This window comes from uncultured Meiothermus sp., assembly GCF_937863175.1.
Taxonomy (GTDB): domain Bacteria; phylum Deinococcota; class Deinococci; order Deinococcales; family Thermaceae; genus Meiothermus.
Genome location: NZ_CALMCQ010000413.1, coordinates 1 through 16,467 on the forward strand (window position 1 = coordinate 1; position 16,467 = coordinate 16,467).

The following is a 16,467-nucleotide window of genomic DNA, read 5'->3' on the forward strand; positions in this document are numbered from 1 at the left end:
CTATAGGCCGAGCGTCCAACAATCAACTCTGGGGACAACCCGATGACTTTATGCACCGAGGGTGTGATATAGCGAATAATGGCATTTTCGTCCGTCATCAGCACAATGTCCTGGATGGCATCGGTCACCTGGCGCAACAACTTTTCGCTTTTGCGCAGCTGCTCCTCGGCATTGCGGCGGTCTTGAATCGGACGGGCGCCCAGAACCAGCCGTAACGGGTTTCCCCCTGGGTCGTAAATAAAGTCGAGATAGGTCTCGAGCCAGACCCCAAAGCCATCCTTGTGCCGATGCTGGTACTCCAGTCGCAAGGGACGTCTCCCTTCTCGTGCTGCCCGCACCGCCTCCAAGACCCACGGGTGATCTTCAGGGTCAAAAAAGTCTAAGGCACGGCGGCCCAGAAGCTCGTCGGGATCAAACCCCAATGCCTCCTTAACAGACGGGGTGACATACTCGATCTCGCCGCGCAAATCCAGCAGCAATACCACATCGCGCATGGAGTTGGTCAACTCCCGCAAACGCTGTTCGCTCTGGCGCACAGCCTGCTCCGCCTGGTGGCGTGCGGTCACATCGCGGAGACCCACCACCGCCCCCTGATATACCGCATCGGGTGTAAAAAGGAAGTTGATGGAGGCTTCCAGCACCCGTTGGCGCCCATCGGGGTGGTTATAAGAAAACCCGGCCTGTACAAAGTGGTCTGCGGGAGTAGCGGTCAACACCATCTGTTCAAAGATGCGTCCCTGCTCGGGGTCAAGCACCCGGTACGCCGAACGACCTATCAAATCCTCTGGCTTCAGGCCCGCCACCGCGTAAATCGAAGGGGTCACGTACTGAATGATGGCGGTGGTGTCGGTCAACAGCACCACATCCTGCACGGTCTCGGCGATCTGTCGGAGTATTTTCTCGCTATGCAAACGGTCTTCTTCGGCCCGGTCATACGCGGTAATGTCCTGCCCAATGGAGGTCGTTCCCACCACCCGCCCATGTTCATCCCGCAACAAGGAACTATTCCACAAAACCTGGCGCAGCTCGCCCTGCCGGGTCAGGATGCTGTTTTTATACTGGGACACAACTTCAGTTTGGGCCATGGCTTTCGCAAAGCGCTCCCGGGCCCCCTCCTGGGGTGGAATAAACACATCGAACCAGTTCCGCCCGACCACTTGGGGCCATGTCCAGCCGGTCAGCTCGAGTAAAAATCGGTTACAGAAAATAATACGGCCCTCTCTATCGAGCCTCACAACCAGTAAATCCACATCCTCAAAAACTTCTTCAGACTGCTGTTCAGAAAGCTTGAACTTCCGTTCAACAAGGGCAAGCTGCCAGTAAAAAAGTGCTATAAGGGCAACAAACAGCAAAATCACCACCCACAAATACCCGGGATGGGCACGCCAGGATAAGCCTGCGAATAAAGCGGCTACCGGCACAGCCGCCAGCAATACCCCCCGGTAGGCCCGACTGCCCACGCTCACCCTGATTAGTGTAAAACATTGCCCGGATTTACTGCGCCCATAAGACGCCCATCACTCGCCCTTACCCCCCAGACGAGGATCCGGCTGTGCCAGAACAGCCTCGGTTTGCATTTTGCGATACTGCTGCAAGGCAGTCTTGTACTGGGGATATTTGTTACCCAGGATACTCACGGCCAGCAGCGCAGCATTAACGGCTCCAGCACGACCAATTGCCAGGGTTCCAACCGGAATCCCGGCGGGCATTTGCACCATGGACAAGAGTGCGTCCAGGCCCCCCAGGCTTTTTGATTCTACGGGAACCCCCAGCACCGGAAGGCCCGTCTGGGCAGCGGTCATGCCGGGAAGATGGGCTGCACCCCCTGCTCCTGCAATAATCACCTCCAGACCCCTCGGCTCGGCTTGTTCGGCATATTTGAATAGCAGATCGGGCGTACGGTGGGCCGAGACCACCCGCACCTCATGGGGAACCTGGAGCTGTTCCAATATTTGTGCGGCGTGTTGCATGGTTTCCCAGTCAGACCTGGAGCCCATAATGATGCCGATTAAAGGGTAGAGGGGGGTGTTCATTGAAGAGCAGTCTATCGCACCTTTCACCCAGGTTTGGCGCAACATTCCATATCCAGGGTTCGAAACCCGAACTGAACCAGTGTCAAGCCCCAAACCACGAAACCTCAACCAAAAACGCATCAAAAGGCATTTGCCAGGAGTAGGCCGTACGGTAAGATTACAACCTGTACGGGCTTGGTCACGCTCCGATCCGGGAGGGTGAATGGGTTCATGCGATCAACGGAAGGGTAGCATAATTTGACCGAAACACAGCCCGATCTTTCTTGGACAGTTGGCCTAGATTGATTTTCAGGCGTCCCCTGGCGCGAGGAGAAAACATGAGCAAAACACCCATCACGGTTGCTTTTGGCGATGGCATCGGCCCTGAGATCATGCGCGCAGTGCTGCAAATCCTGGAGGCGGGGGGGGCAGCGCTCGAGCCCGAAATCATAGAGATTGGCGAGGGTGTCTACCTGCGCGGCCACACCAGCGGCATCGAGGACAGCGCCTGGGAAAGCCTGCGACGAACCAGAGTATTTCTGAAAAGCCCCATCACGACCCCCCAGGGCGGGGGCTACAAGAGTCTTAATGTGACGGTAAGAAAAACCCTGGGCCTTTACGCCAATGTACGGCCCGTACAAAGCTACGAGCCTTTTGTCACCACCAGGCACAAATCCATTGATCTGGTAATCGTGCGCGAGAACGAAGAAGACCTCTACGCCGGTATCGAGTACCAGCAAACCGAAGAGGTCACCATGGCCCTCAAGCTGATCTCCAAGCCCGGTACCGAGCGCATCGTGCGCTATGCCTACGAGTTTGCCAGGCGCAACGGGCGTAAAAGGGTTACCTGCATCTCCAAAGACAACATCATGAAGATCACCGATGGGCTTTTTCACAGGATGTTCGACGAAATTGGAGCCGAGTATCCCGCCCTGGTTAAAGAACACATGATCGTGGATATTGGCGCAGCCCGCCTGGCCGAGATGCCCGAGCGCTTCGATGTGATTCTGGCGCCCAACCTCTACGGCGATATCCTGTCGGACATCGCTGCCGAGGTGGCGGGTTCAGTTGGGTTGGCGGGTTCGGCCAATGTGGGCGACGACTGCGCCATGTTCGAGGCCGTGCATGGCAGTGCGCCGGATATCGCTGGTAAGGGGATCGCCAACCCTTCAGGGCTGTTGCAGGGAGCCATCTTAATGCTGATACATATTGGGCAGCCCGAGGCAGCGGCCCGGATCAAGAATGCCTGGCTCAAGACCCTGGAAGATGGCATCCACACCGCCGATATCTACGACGAACGGGTCAGCGAGAAAAAGGTGGGCACCGCAGCGTTTGCCCAGGCGGTGATCGAGCGGCTGGGCCAGTTACCTGAACGCCTGCGACCGGTCAAGTTTGGCGAGGCCAGCCAAGAGCCCATGGTGCCCCTGATGGTTAGAAACCCCAAACCAGCCCAGAAAGATCTGGTCGGGATTGATGTGTTTTTCAACTGGCGCGGTACCCGGCCCGAGGAACTAGCCAGGCTACTCGAGCCCCTTTCCACCGGCAAACTCAAGCTAGCACTCATTACCAACCGGGGGGTGAAAGTATGGCCCGGCGGCTTCCCAGAGACCTTCCGCACCGACCACTGGCGCGGGCGGTTTATAGCCCAGGATGGAACCCCCAACCACCACGACATCGTCGAGCTACTGGCCAAAGTTGCTTCCGCTGGAATGGACTTCATCAAGACCGAACACCTCTACAATTTCGATGGCAAGCCAGGATATTCGCTGGGACAGGGTCAGTAGGGAAGGGGAGCTGGGGAGAACCACACCCGCACGCCGGGGTCGCAGGGGAGAAAAAGCACGGGCCGTGAGCTGGCAACCGCTCTGAGCCTAGCTCCCTGTACGAACCTCCCCTCTGACACCAGGCCAGTAGACTATCTCTTGAGATGGAGTCCAGACGTCGTTTTAGCCAGCGCATTGTGGTGATCGAAAGCGACATAGATAGCCTGCGACACGTCAACAACACCGTCTACCTGCGTTATATCGAAGACTGTGTGACCGCTCACGCCGAAAGCGTCGGGATGGGCCTCGAGCGTCTGCGGCAACTGGGGGTGATACCGGTTGTACACCGCCATACCATCACCTATCACCGCTCGGCAGTCCTGGGCGAGGAGTTGGAAGTTGTCACCGAGATTGTGTCCTTCCGGGGCTTTCGGGCGACCCGCCACAACACGATTATGAGGGAGGGAGTCTTGCTGGTGGAGTGTGAAACCCACTGGGTCTGGATTGATCCCCTGCGCCAGCGTCCCAAAGCGGTTCCAAACGAGATTCAAGTGGCCTTTGGGCTCGAGCCTGCCTCGTAGTGATCTAGCCTGTCGGACTACTCCCAACGGGAGCGCGGATACCAGCTCAAGCAGCCCTGCTGGCGTACGGGAGCGTCAATGTGAAAAACGCTATCAGTTGTACTATGCCAAATAGTGGATACACTGGAACTCCTTCGCATCAACCTGCTCTCCCCTGCCGTGCTGGCCTTTGTCCTGGGCATCACGGCCACACTGGTCAAGTCCGATCTGAAAATCCCCGATGCACTCTATACCACCCTCTCGATTTACCTGCTGTTAGCCATTGGCCTCAAAGGGGGGGCTGCGCTTTCCACCACGCCCCTCGCCGAGATATGGAAACCGGCCCTGGCAACGCTGGTTCTGAGTGTTCTTACCCCGCTACTCTCCTACACTGTATTGCGCCGATTGGGGCGTCTGGATGTGGTAAACGCTGCTGCCATCGCTGCGCACTATGGCTCAGTATCCGCCGTGACCTTTATCGCAGCTACCGCCTTTATGCAGGCTGCTCAACAACCCGTGGAAGGCTTTATGCCCACCCTGGTGGCAATTCTGGAAGTCCCGGCCATTGTGATTGCGCTGCTGATTGCCCGCCGGAGCCTGGGAGAAGGCTCGATTGGCGAGGCGGTAAGGGAAATTTTCGCAGGCAAGAGTATTTTGCTGCTGGTTGGGGGTTCTTTGATGGGCTTTTTAGCTGGCCCCGAGGGCCTCGAGCAAATTGCTCCGGTGTTTGTTGACCCGTTTCGCGGGGTGCTGGTCTTGTTTTTGCTAGAACTTGGGATGGTTGCAGCCAGGCGCTTGCACGATTTGCGCACGGTGGGGGTTTTCTTGATTGGCTTTGGGATCGTGATGCCACTGATACAAGGTGCCCTGGGGGTCTGGTTCGGCAGTCTGGCCGGTATGTCGGTAGGGGGCACGATGGTGTTGGGTACGATGGCGGCCAGTGCTTCGTATATCGCCGCTCCAGCCGCCGTGCGAATTGCTCTGCCCCAGGCCAATCCCAGTTACTACCTTACCGCCTCCCTGGGCATCACCTTCCCCTTCAACCTGACCCTGGGAATCCCCCTCTACTTTGCTCTTTCTCGCTGGCTGCATGGAGGTAGTTAATGATCCTGGTCTCGCTCAAGCTGGTCACAATCGTAGCGGAAGGATTCCTGGAAGAGAAGCTCGTTCGGGAAGTCAAAAAACTAGGAGCCAGGGGCTACACCATTACCCCTGCCCGGGGCGAGGGCAGCCGGGGGGTGCGGACCAGCGAGTGGGAAGGGGGCAACATCCGGTTAGAAACGATTGTGAGTCCAGCAGTCGCAGACAAAATCCTCGAGCGTCTGGCCGAGGCCTACTTTGCTAATTACGCAGTAATTGCCTTTGTGGATACCGTGGAAGTGGTGCGGGGAGATAAATACACCTAAGGCCGCGTCCAGGTACACTTCCCCGGGGGCGGTACTGGAAGCTCTACGGTACACGACGCGGTTCTCGCAATGGCTTTCCGAGCCACATGCACCGTTTTAAGGTGGCCGGGCTACTGGGGGTGTTTTATTACCAGGGGCCTTTGGTGGCACCCTGGGCATGACCGCTCCCTTGCCCAGTGAAGGATCGTAGGCGCTGGCAGCGCTGGTAGGCAAGTGTTCAAGAATTCAGTGCACCTGGTGATAAACGGTTCCCCCTTTCATCACCAGCTTGAGGTGACGCCCGGGGTTGGTCAAGACCCGGATGTCCTCGAGAGGATTCCCCTCCACCGCGATCAAATCGGCATATGCACCCGGTGCCACCACCCCCAGGTGGCCTTCTGCCCGCAGCAGCCTGGCTGCGTAGAGGGTGGCCGCACGGATGACCTCGAGGTTGGGCTGAACCTGTGCCCGGATGGCAAATTCCTCGAGCTGGCATCGGTGCATGGCCCCCAGCAGGTCGGTTCCATAGGCCAGGTTCACCCCGGCCTTATAGGCCATCTCCAGCGCCAATATACCTTTGTCCAGCACCAGGTAAATCTTGTGCTCCACGTCCTTGGGCAGGCCTGCCGATACCCCTTCCTGGGCCAGCGCCTGGTAGGTGACCAGGGTGGGCACCATCCAGGCATTGTGCTTCAAAAACAACTCCACGCTGCTCTCATCAATCAGATTACAGTGCTCCAGGCTGCGCACCCCGCACTCGATGGCCCGATTGACAGAACGGGCGGTGTAGGTGTGGGCCATCACGTAAAGGTCCGCCATCCCGGCTTCCTCGACTGCCGCCCGGATTTCTTCCAGCGAATACTGATCGTTGGTCAGGCGGTCCGTCGGCGAGGCCACCCCGCCTCCCAGCATCAGCTTGATGTGGTCAGCCCCCCTACGAATCTCCTCCCGGGTAGCCCGCCGTACTTCGGGCACCCCATCCACCACGGTTCCAAAGGCTACTGGGGTGCTGAGGGTCTCGACTGCGATCTCGCCCGCAGCCCGGCTATCAGCATGGCCTCCGGTCTGACTCAAGGCCCGCCCACAAATGAAGAGTCGAGGCCCCACCAATAACCCTTCTTCCACCGCCCGCTTGAGGCCAAAATCGGCGCCTGCCGCATCGCGCACAGTGGTAAACCCACGCAGCAACATCCCCTGCATGATGCCAGCCGCCCGGTGTGCGTTGTAGTGAGGAGATGCATTGTTCAGCTCGCGCAAATTGGCCGTCCAGGCCAGAACGTGCACGTGGGCGTCTATCAGTCCTGGCAGCAGGGTTTTACCTCTCAGGTCGAGTTGCACCAGCTCCGCCGCCCGGGCCTCGGGAGCCTCCACGCTCATGGGCTCGAGGCGCACGATCCTGCCATCCTGGATAACCACCCGGCGCTGGGGCCACAGCTCTCCAGACTGAACATCCAAAACAGTGGCATGGTTGAGCACAGTTATGGCGGACATATGCGATACCCTCTCACAGCCACACTGGCAACTGCTTTGCCGCCGATTCAAACAAGGCATCCAGCACCCGCATCTGCTGTACGGCCTCCCCAGCGGGATAGCGCAACGCCTCCTGACCCCGTGCCGCCCGTACAAAATGCTCCACCATCAACTGATACTGGTCGGCAGCCATACTGACCACTGGTTCCCCATTCAGCAACAGCTCCGGAGCCATGCTGCCGTGTCCGTGATCCCGCCCCGGCACAAAGGGTGAGATCAACACCAGTGTCCCCGCATTTCCCACCAGCTCCAACCGCTGTCTAAAGACCTGGGCAAACGAGCAGTCAAAGCTGGCGCGCAGGCCATAACCAAAGTCCAGCATCCCCAAAAAACTATGATCCACCCCACCTCCCCCAGGGTGCTTGGGATCGGTTTGTAACGACCAGCCATCCACGGCGACCGGCTCCCGTCCAGCAAAAGTACGCGAGACGTTCACACAGTACGTTCCGACGTCGTAGAGCGCCCCGCCTCCCAACGCCCTGACCCAGCGAATATCCCCCGAGCGATCCAGCATAAAGCTAAAACTGGACTGGATCAGGCGCAACTCGCCAAGATCGCCTCGCCGGAGTATTTCCAGCGCCTGCCCAATTTGGGGGTGAAAGCGGTACATGAAAGCTTCCATCACCGTGCGCCCTACCCGCTTACTGGCCTCATCCACCTGCTGGGCCTCGGCTGCATCGAGCGTGAAAGGTTTCTCGCACAACACGTGCTTGCCTGCTTCTAACGCACGGAGGGTCCAGGCAGCGTGTTCGGAGTTGGGCAGGGGATTGTAGACCGCCTGCACCTCGGCATCGGCCAGTATCTGGTCGTAGTCCCCATAAGCCCTGGGAATTCCGTGCTGGACAGCATAGTCCTGCGCCCTCCCTCCGTCTCTGGCCGCTATGGCTACCACCCGCGCATTCGACGATTTCTGGATGGCCGGGATCAGCGCCCCAGCCGCAATACGAGCTGCTCCCAAAATGCCAAAGCCCATCTTCTCCATCGTTGCCTCCAGTTTTGAAACAGAGGTCATTGTACCTGCCCAGCCTTCAACTCATTTCAAAGCACTTCTCCCATACAGGCCCGTACGCTCGCAGGTGTTGCCTGGCCGTAGCGGTGATTTCAGAAGATACCACAGGGGTATCGGCGTCCGAAAACGCTGCAAGGGGAGGTGATCCGCATAGGGTAGAGGGCGGGATTAATTCGCGTACCGCTTTGACCTCCGCGGTATGGACTCCGAAACAGGCCTGAGTCTATCGCCAAATCTTGTGCCAAACTTCCCATGAGATAGAGCCTAAAGTCACTCAACTACTTCACAATTTTCCGATAGGATAGTGGCACAGACCAAGTTCTGGCCTGATTTGGTTTTTTAAAGCACTAGGAGGTGCTATGAGTGTTCTGGAACGACAGCAAGAGGCCGGCCATGCTATCCGCTCGCCGGTCATCAACGACTTCTCCCTGGTAGTAGCCACCGCCAACGGTACCGGCAGCCAGACCGCAAACCTCACCCTTTTGCGATCATTTTTTAAGCTCGGCATCCCAGTCCACGGCAAAAATATTTTCCCCTCCAATATTCAGGGGCTGCCCACCTGGTATCACATCCGGGTCAGCCACGAGGGCTATATCGCCCGCCGGCCCTCCGAAATTCTCGTTGCCTTCAACCCCGCTACCGCCCACGATGATGTGCAGGAACTCCCCAGTGGCGGGGTCTGTATCTACAGTGCCGATCTCAAGAACCTGCCCCAACGCAACGATCTGATCTACTACCGCGTTCCGGTGGGTGAGCTCATCGCCGGGATTGACGTACCGGTCAAACGCAAACCCTATATTGCCAATATGGCTTATGTGGGGGTGGTGGCCTGGATGCTGGAAGTGCCACTGGAAGTGGTGGAAGAGGCTTTGGGAGCCCAGTTTGGCTACCGCCAGAAACTGGTGGAAAGCAACCAACAGGTAGTGGACAGGGCTTACGCCTGGGCTGCTGAAAACTTGAGTAAACAAGACCCTTTCCGCGTGGAACCCATGAACAAGACCGAGGGGCTGATCGTGATGACCGGCAACGAGGCCGGAGCCCTGGGTGCGGTGTTTGGGGGCGCCAGCGTAGCCGCCTGGTATCCCATCACCCCATCCACCAGCTTTATGGATGCCCTGCGCGAGTATCTGCCCAAACTTCGCAAGGATGACCAGGGAAAACCCACCTACACCATTATCCAGGCCGAAGACGAGCTTGCAGCAGCCGGAATGCTGCTAGGTGCAGGCTGGGCGGGGGCACGAGCGGTGACTTCCACCAGTGGTCCCGGCATCAGCCTGATGGCCGAGTTTGTCAGTTATGGCTACTTCACCGAGGTTCCAGCAGTGATCTGGGACATCCAGCGGGTTGGCCCCAGCACCGGGCTACCCACCCGCACCAGCCAGGGCGATATAGCGTTTGCCTATACCCTGGGCCACGGCGATACCAAACACCCCATCCTGCTCCCTTCCTCGATTGAGGAGTGCTTCGAGTTTGGCTGGAAGTCGCTTGATCTGGCTGAACAGTTGCAAACCCCGGTGTTTGTGCTCTCCGACCTCGATCTGGGCATGAACAACTGGATGGGCAGACCCTTCGAATACCCCGATCAGCCCATGCAACGCGGTAAGGTCTTAAGTGCGGAACAATTACAGGCCATGGGCGGTTTCGCCCGCTACAAGGATGTAGACGGCGACGGCATCCCCTACCGTACCCTGCCCGGCACCGACCATCCGCTGGCAGCCTACTTCAACAGGGGCAGCGGCCACAACGAACAAGCCCAGTACAGCGAACGGGCCGAGGACTGGCTGAATAACATGGCCCGCATCGCCCGCAAGTTCGAGACCGCGCGTGACCTCGTGCCTGCTCCCGCCACCGAACTCAACCCATCCGCCAGGGTGGGCATCATAGCTTTTGGCACTACCCGCTATGCCATCGAGGAGGCCAGGGATCGCCTGGCCCACCGCCTCCCGACCAGCCTTTTGCGCCTACGGGCCCTGCCCATAAACCAGGCTGTACGGGATTTTGTGGCAGCCCATGAGCGGGTCTATGTCATCGAACTCAACCGTGGCGGGCAGATGCACGGCATCCTGCAAAACGAGTTGCCGGAGTTTGCCGGCAGGCTGCGTTCCATTGCCTACCTTGATGGAATGCCCCTCACCGCACGTTGGGTCGAAGACAGACTGCTGAAGGAAGAGGAATCCAGCCTGTAGCTGACTGGCAAATCTAATAAGGACGTTCAAATGGAAAATCCCACCCCCCCCTCTACTGACCGCGCTCAGGTCATCAAAACCAATGCCATTGGTCTGAGTAAAAAAGACTACGATGGTGCGCCCAGCACGCTTTGCAAGGGCTGTGGGCACAACAGCATTGCCAGCCAGATAGTGCAGGTTGGCTTCGAGCTAAACCTGCGGGCCCACGAGATCATTAAGCTTTCGGGCATCGGCTGCTCGTCCAAGTCACCGGCCTATTTTTTGGGCATGTCCCACGGCTTTAATGCCCTGCACGGGCGGATGCCCAGCGTCAGCACTGGCGCCCTGATCGCCAATCACACCCTCAGGGCCATAGGGGTCTCGGGCGATGGCGACACCGGTAGCATCGGGATGGGCCAGTTCAAGCATCTGATGCGCCGCAACGTGCGGATGGTCTATATTGTCGAGAATAACGGCGTGTATGGCCTGACCAAAGGCCAGTTCTCGGCCACTGCGGAGGAAGGGCTGCAGCTTAAATACGCCGGGGTGAACGAATTTCCCCAGGTTGACCTGTGCATGGAGGCCATCATCGCGGGGTGTGGCTTTGTGGCCCGCAGCTTTGCTGGCGATGCTAAACAGGTGCGCGAGTTGTTGAAAGCGGCACTATCCCATCGCGGCACCGCCGTGTTGGACATCATTAGCCCTTGCGTGGCCTTCAACAACGAAGACGACAGCCCCAAAAGCTATGGTTACGGAACCAAACACGAAAAGCCCCTGCATGAGCTGGGTTTTATCCCCTACGCCGAAGAAATATCCATTGAGCCGATGGAGCCTGGCGAGTTCCGCACCGTGCGACTGCACGATGGCTCGCACATCAGCCTGCGCAACCTCGACTCTGGCTACGACCCCACCCACAAGCTGGCGGCTTTGGAGCGCCTGCAGCGCGCCCAGGACACCCGGGAGTTCATCACCGGCCTGATCTACTACAACCCCGATCGCCCCAGTCTGGCCGAAGTAGAAGAACTCGACACCCCGCTGGCGCAGCTTTCCGCAGAACAGTTGCGGCCCAGCAAAGCTGCACTGGATCAGTTTTTGCAGAGCTATCGCTAGGCCAGGAGCTACTTGTCGACCGCCTGGAGGTAGACCTCAAAGCCAGCCCCGCAGGCGGTAGGTCAGCAGACCCAGGTACTCCCGTGTTACTGGAGTGAGGGCCCGCAGCCGATCGGCGGGCTTGGTGAAGGCCATGTCGAAGCGGGGCTCTGTGGAAACCACGCTCACCACTTCCACTCCCAGGTTGCGAAACGTTCCGGCTGACCGACGGCTGTGGGTGGGGGTGGTCACCAGCAAGACCCGCCCCCATCCCCGCTCCCCAACCAGCCCGGCCACGGCCAGAGCCTCGGTACGGGTGGTGCGCATCTGCGGCAGCAAAACGACCTCCGGGCCGCCGTCGCCGTACAATGCCTTCACACGCTGCTGGGCCACGACGCCCAGGGAAGGGCAGTTGGCATCGCCATAAATCTCCCCCACCGTGTCGGAAAGGGTAATGCGCGGTGCAAAACCAGCCTGCCAGAGTTCCAAACCCTTTTCCAGCCGGGCCAGCGAACTGGCCTCGAGCTGCCCCGCCCCGCAGTGCATCCCCCCACCCAGCACCACAATCACGTCGGCTTGCTGCGGGAATTCGTCCACTACCAGCCTCTGTACCAGCCCTGACATCAGTGGTGTGAAGAGCACCGCCGCTATCAACAAGGCACAAACCGCACTGCCTGCCAGCAAAGCCCGGAAGGTAAGAACGAGCAAGCCGGTAAGTGTACCTGCCAGCCAGACCAGCGCCAGCGGAATCAGACCAATCTCCGGATTAATCACCAGCCCCAGCGGCAACAGCAACAGGCTCAGACCCACAGCAATCAGCAGACGCTCCCACAGCTTCGGCATCAAGTCAATCTTACGGGAGCAGAGAACGGAACCGTGTTCACACGTTTCACCCCACCATGGCCTAAAGGTTCTGGTTCCAAATGCTTTTACCGGCGCCTTTCAATGGTCGTCTGCCTTCCAGCCTTCAACTCTCTCCCTTTACATCGCCTGCAAAACTCTCTTTTGCACACTTTCTCAATCTATAACGCTTTTTCAGCACGGGCCGAATGATACGCTATATTCATGACGGTTTTGTCCACAGATCAGAAGATGGTGCTGGAGATGGTACGGAAGGTTTCCCTCGAGGTTTTGTGGGAAAAGGCCCCGGAATATGACCAGTCGGGGCAGTATCCCTGGTCCCAGCTCAAACAACTGGCCGGGCTGGGGCTGCTGGGGATGACCACCCCCGAAGCCTGGGGCGGGGCCGGGCTGGACTCAGTGACCTGGGCACTGGCGATGGAGGAGATCGCGGCTGCCGACCCCAGCGTGGCGGTGATTCTCTCGGTCACCTCGGGTCTGCCCCAGTACATGCTGAACAAGTATGGCAGCGACGCACAAAAGAAAAAGTATCTGTTACCGCTGGCCAGGGGCGACTGGATCGGGGCTTTCTGCCTGACCGAGCCGCACGCGGGTTCCGACCCTGCCTCAATGAAACTTTCGGCCAAAAAAGCGCCGGGCGGCTGGCGACTCGACGGCCTCAAGAGCTGGGTGACCTCTGGAGGGCAGGCCCAGGTTTATGTGGTGATGGCGAAGGGTGAGGGTGGAATCAGCACTTTTATTGTCGAAAAGAACACTCCTGGCCTCAGCTTTGGCAAACCCGAAGACAAGATGGGGCTGCACGCCGCGCACACCAGCGAGGTACGCTTCGATGGGGTATTTGTGTCCGACCAAAACTTGCTGGGGCAGGAAGGACGGGGGCTGGCCCAGGCCCTGGCCGGGCTGGATTCCGGGCGGATCGGCATTGCAGCCCAGGCGGTGGGGATGGCCCGCGCCGCTTTTGAGATTGCCAGGCGGTATGCCGATGAGCGCACCCAGTTCGGCCAAAAAATCAGGGAATTTCAGGGAGTGAGGTTCAAACTGGCAGAGATGCACACCCGCATCGCAGCGGCCAGGGCGCTGGTGCTGGAAGCTGCCGCCCAAAAAGACCGGGGCGAGAAGTACACCCTGGAGGCCTCCACTGCCAAGCTCTTTGCCTCGGACGTAGCAGTCGGTGTGACCCGCGAGGCCGTGCAGGTCCTGGGGGGGTATGGCTACCACCGCGAATACCGGGTGGAGCGCTACTACCGTGATGCCAAGATCACCGAGATTTACGAGGGCACCAGCGAAATTCAAAAGCTGGTAATTGCAAGGGAGTTGTATCGGTAAAGCATCCATTGCGGCTTTGAGTCTTTGGCCTTAGGCTTTGAGCGAATGAATGTTCTAATTATCTACGCCCATCCCAATCCCAGCTCCTTCAATGCCGCGATGCTCGAGGTTGCGAAAAGCACCCTGAGCCGGGCCGGACACAGCATCCTGCTCTCGGATCTGTATGCCATGCAGTTTAACCCCGTCCTGAGCGGCAAAGAACTTCAGGGCGACTTGAGCGAGATCCAGCCTGAAATTGACAAGGTTCGACAGGCCGACCTGCTCTTGTTCCAGTTTCCCGACTGGTGGTACGGGATGCCCGCCATCATGAAAGGCTGGGTGGATCGGGTCTTCGCCCTTGGCGTTGCCTACGACGACCAGCACTCATTTGAAAACGGGCTGCTGCGGGGCAAAAAAGCCATGTTGAGCATGACCGTAGGAGCCCGCGAAGATTACTTCCGGCAAGCCCCCCAGCGCAACCTGATGCGGGTGCTGGAACCCATCCACTATGGCTACTTTATCTACTGCGGTATGGAGGTACTGCCCCCGTTTATCGTCTACGGGCCTGGTGAGATGAGCGAAGCCGAACGAAAAGCCAGCCTCGAGTCCTTCAGGGAATACCTAGAAAAGCTTCCGGACCACCAGCCCCTGCGCTTCAGTTAGGCTTCAGGACGATTGGCTAGGCTGAGCCCATGCACCGCCGCACCCTGCTCAAAGGTCTGGCCGCAACCCTGCTGGTGGGCTCCAGAGGGTTTGCTCAAAATATGCCTGACCCCAACCACCCCAACCACCACAAGCTCGCAGCAGCCTATGCTGCCCAGCACCGGGGCATCTCGCTGCTGGTTATGGTGGACGGCCAGACCGTGTTCGAGGATTACCCGGGCAGCGGCAGCCCCACCCGTGCCCACGAGCTTGCCAGCGGCACCAAAAGCTTTAGTGGGGTGATGGCGGTGGCCGCACAACAAGATGGGCTGCTGTCGCTGGACGAGCCCCTGGCAGAAACCCTGCCCGAATGGAAGAGCGACCCGCTGCGCTCGCAAATCACTCTGAGGCAGCTTCTGAACCTGACCAGCGGTATCCCAGGAGGGGCCATTGCACGCCCCCCGACCTACCACGCAGCCATCCAGACCCGCGCCGAGACCCCGCCGGGAACGCGGTTTTCCTATGGCCCCATCCCTTTTCAAATTTTTGGTGAGGTGATGCGCCGAAACCTCCGGGGCGACCCGCTGGAATATCTGAAGCGCCGCATCTTCCAACCCATCGGCCTCGAGTACGCCTTCTGGCGCAGAGGGGCCGATGGCAACCCCCACCTGCCCTCGGGAGCCTTCCTCACCGCCCGCAACTGGGCCAGGTTTGGTGAGCTGGTGCGCCAGGGAGGTCTTTGGCAAGGGCAGCGCATCGTGGATGCAACCCTGCTGGATAAGTGCCTTGAACCCTCCAGTGTCAACCCCATTTACGGTCTAACCTGGTGGTTGGGCCGACCCATCAGCCCGGCGCAACGCGCTGCCATCGGGCGTACTGGCCGAGAGATGGATGCGCTGGCAACCACCCCCGGTCTGCCCGACGATCTGGCAGTTGCGGCTGGAGCGGGCGATCAACGGCTCTACATCAGCCGCAAACTGCGCCTGGTGGTGGTGCGGCAGGCCGAGGGTATTGTAGACACCTTAATGGGGCGCGGAACCAATTTTTCCGACGCCACTTTTCTGCGGTTATTGCTTGCGGGTCAAGGCTAACTGGTCTGTACAAAGAAATCAGTATGTGACGATCACCCCCCCAAGCAAGCCGCTCCAAAGCCAATCCGCAGCAAGACAGGTTGCCGGAGCACCAAGGTACAGCCAGGAAAGATTCACAGGCGACCCTTCGCAGTCACTATTTTTGCACACTTCCGCTGCAATTTCCAAAATTGGCCCACATACCTATGCGGGAACCACCGGGTACAGGCCTTGTTGCGATACACTACCAGCGTGACCCAGGGCGAGGTGCGGGAGATGGTTTGGACTGCTCTGGCCCAAAACCGGGCCGCCATCTATCCCAACCCTCCCCACGGACACCACCCCAATTTTGTGGGGGCCACGAGGGCCGCCGAACGTCTGATGGGTTTGAAACTCTGGCAACTGGCCACCGTGGTACTGGCTGGCCCCGACCAGGTGCTCAAGCCCCTGCGTGAGGCTGCCTTGAAATCGGGGAAAATCGTGATCATGCCACACCCGGACAAAGCCGGTAAGTACTTGAGCCTGGAAGGCTTGCGGCCAGACCAGCTCAAGCGGGTACGCGAAATCGCCCAACTGGCAAGGCCAGCTGAACTGGGCAGTACTGCTATTGACCTAGTGCTGACGGGAAGTGTGGCTGTAGACGAACAGCGGGGCTGGATTGGCAAGGGCTACGGATTTCCCTACCAAGACCTGCACGTCGCTGCACCCTGGGCCACCCTGGCCCATACCCTGATGATTTTTGATGACTTACCCTGTGAGCTCGAGCGAAAGGTAGATTTGATCGCTACGCCTCATCAGATCATCGGGGTTTGATGGTCTGGCGCCGAGAGCCCGCTTTGCTTTCACACTACATTTTCCAGCCCCTCTGCGAATCCCCAAATCGCGGCTGGCGCCAGCTCGACAAGGTTGTCTGCGGGGTCGCGAACATATATGCTCCGACCCGCTTTCCACTCGGCCCAGGTAACCTGGAAGCCATGAGCCTTTAATTTCTCTGCCCAGTAGGGCAATTCCTCTTCTGGCACCCGAAAACACACATGCGCACTGCCCCGCGCCCCGTGGGGTGGCAAGACGGTTTC

Annotated in this window: 15 protein-coding genes and 1 pseudogene; 10 read left to right on the forward strand and 6 right to left on the reverse strand. The window is 58.9% G+C overall.

The genetic code is table 11. The features are described 5' to 3' along the window. Both Q0288_RS15565 and purE read right to left on the reverse strand, forming a co-directional pair. Window positions 1-1,466 (reverse strand): PAS domain S-box protein (locus Q0288_RS15565; RefSeq protein ID WP_299432421.1); only part of this gene is annotated, 1,466 nt, incomplete at its 3' end. 51 nt (window positions 1,467-1,517) lie between these two features. After that, window positions 1,518-2,033, reverse strand: coding sequence for a 5-(carboxyamino)imidazole ribonucleotide mutase (purE, locus tag Q0288_RS15570; RefSeq protein ID WP_299432423.1), 516 nt, complete (start codon window positions 2,031-2,033; stop codon window positions 1,518-1,520). A gap of 317 nt (window positions 2,034-2,350) precedes the next feature. On the opposite strand from purE, the gene Q0288_RS15575 reads away from it, so the two are divergent. The 4 genes from Q0288_RS15575 to Q0288_RS15590 all read left to right on the forward strand — a co-directional run bounded on the left by Q0288_RS15575 (window position 2,351) and on the right by Q0288_RS15590 (window position 5,741). Further along, the gene (locus tag Q0288_RS15575) at window positions 2,351-3,796 is read left to right on the forward strand and encodes an NADP-dependent isocitrate dehydrogenase (RefSeq protein ID WP_299432424.1); all 1,446 of its coding nucleotides are present in this window, start codon (window positions 2,351-2,353) and stop codon (window positions 3,794-3,796) included. Between the two features lie 143 nt (window positions 3,797-3,939). Then, window positions 3,940-4,356: a thioesterase family protein gene (locus tag Q0288_RS15580; protein WP_299432426.1), complete on the forward strand. Its 417-nt coding sequence runs from the start codon at window positions 3,940-3,942 to the stop codon at window positions 4,354-4,356. Between the two features lie 114 nt (window positions 4,357-4,470). Next, on the forward strand, window positions 4,471-5,439 hold the full coding sequence (locus tag Q0288_RS15585) for a sodium-dependent bicarbonate transport family permease (RefSeq protein WP_299432428.1): 969 nt from the start codon (window positions 4,471-4,473) through the stop codon (window positions 5,437-5,439). Next, window positions 5,439-5,741, forward strand: a complete 303-nt coding sequence (locus tag Q0288_RS15590; RefSeq protein WP_299432430.1) for a transcriptional regulator — start codon at window positions 5,439-5,441, stop codon at window positions 5,739-5,741. Before Q0288_RS15585 ends, Q0288_RS15590 begins: the two co-directional genes overlap by 1 nt. 225 nt (window positions 5,742-5,966) lie before the next feature. Here the strand turns inward: Q0288_RS15590 and Q0288_RS15595 are convergent, their stop codons facing one another. Then, window positions 5,967-7,211, reverse strand: coding sequence for an amidohydrolase family protein (locus Q0288_RS15595; protein WP_299432432.1), 1,245 nt, complete (start codon window positions 7,209-7,211; stop codon window positions 5,967-5,969). A 13-nt stretch (window positions 7,212-7,224) separates the two neighbouring features. Further along, the gene (locus Q0288_RS15600; protein WP_299432434.1) at window positions 7,225-8,232 is read right to left on the reverse strand and encodes a Gfo/Idh/MocA family oxidoreductase; all 1,008 of its coding nucleotides are present in this window, start codon (window positions 8,230-8,232) and stop codon (window positions 7,225-7,227) included. A 386-nt stretch (window positions 8,233-8,618) separates the two neighbouring features. Between Q0288_RS15600 and Q0288_RS15605 the strand changes: the two genes are divergently transcribed. Continuing rightward, on the forward strand, window positions 8,619-10,445 hold the full coding sequence (locus tag Q0288_RS15605; protein WP_299432436.1) for a 2-oxoacid:acceptor oxidoreductase subunit alpha: 1,827 nt from the start codon (window positions 8,619-8,621) through the stop codon (window positions 10,443-10,445). A 30-nt stretch (window positions 10,446-10,475) separates the two neighbouring features. Beyond that, a complete protein-coding gene (locus Q0288_RS15610; RefSeq protein ID WP_299432438.1) occupies window positions 10,476-11,534 on the forward strand; it encodes a 2-oxoacid:ferredoxin oxidoreductase subunit beta in 1,059 nt (352 codons plus the stop codon). Between the two features lie 36 nt (window positions 11,535-11,570). Here Q0288_RS15610 and Q0288_RS15615 read toward each other — a convergent pair whose 3' ends face one another. Next, window positions 11,571-12,356: a YdcF family protein gene (locus Q0288_RS15615; protein WP_299432440.1), complete on the reverse strand. Its 786-nt coding sequence runs from the start codon at window positions 12,354-12,356 to the stop codon at window positions 11,571-11,573. A 222-nt stretch (window positions 12,357-12,578) separates the two neighbouring features. Between Q0288_RS15615 and Q0288_RS15620 the strand changes: the two genes are divergently transcribed. The 4 genes from Q0288_RS15620 to Q0288_RS15635 all read left to right on the forward strand — a co-directional run bounded on the left by Q0288_RS15620 (window position 12,579) and on the right by Q0288_RS15635 (window position 16,204). Next, complete coding sequence (locus tag Q0288_RS15620; RefSeq protein ID WP_299432443.1) at window positions 12,579-13,700, forward strand: acyl-CoA dehydrogenase family protein; 1,122 nt, start codon at window positions 12,579-12,581, stop codon at window positions 13,698-13,700. A gap of 45 nt (window positions 13,701-13,745) precedes the next feature. Next, a complete protein-coding gene (locus Q0288_RS15625) occupies window positions 13,746-14,342 on the forward strand; it encodes an NAD(P)H-dependent oxidoreductase (protein WP_299432446.1) in 597 nt (198 codons plus the stop codon). A 29-nt stretch (window positions 14,343-14,371) separates the two neighbouring features. After that, a complete protein-coding gene (locus Q0288_RS15630) occupies window positions 14,372-15,412 on the forward strand; it encodes a serine hydrolase (protein ID WP_299432449.1) in 1,041 nt (346 codons plus the stop codon). 231 nt (window positions 15,413-15,643) lie between these two features. Continuing rightward, window positions 15,644-16,204, forward strand: coding sequence for a 5-formyltetrahydrofolate cyclo-ligase (locus Q0288_RS15635; RefSeq protein ID WP_299432455.1), 561 nt, complete (start codon window positions 15,644-15,646; stop codon window positions 16,202-16,204). 29 nt (window positions 16,205-16,233) lie between these two features. Here Q0288_RS15635 and Q0288_RS15640 read toward each other — a convergent pair. Then, window positions 16,234-16,467 (reverse strand): annotated as a pseudogene (locus tag Q0288_RS15640) (glyoxalase); the annotation flags it as partial.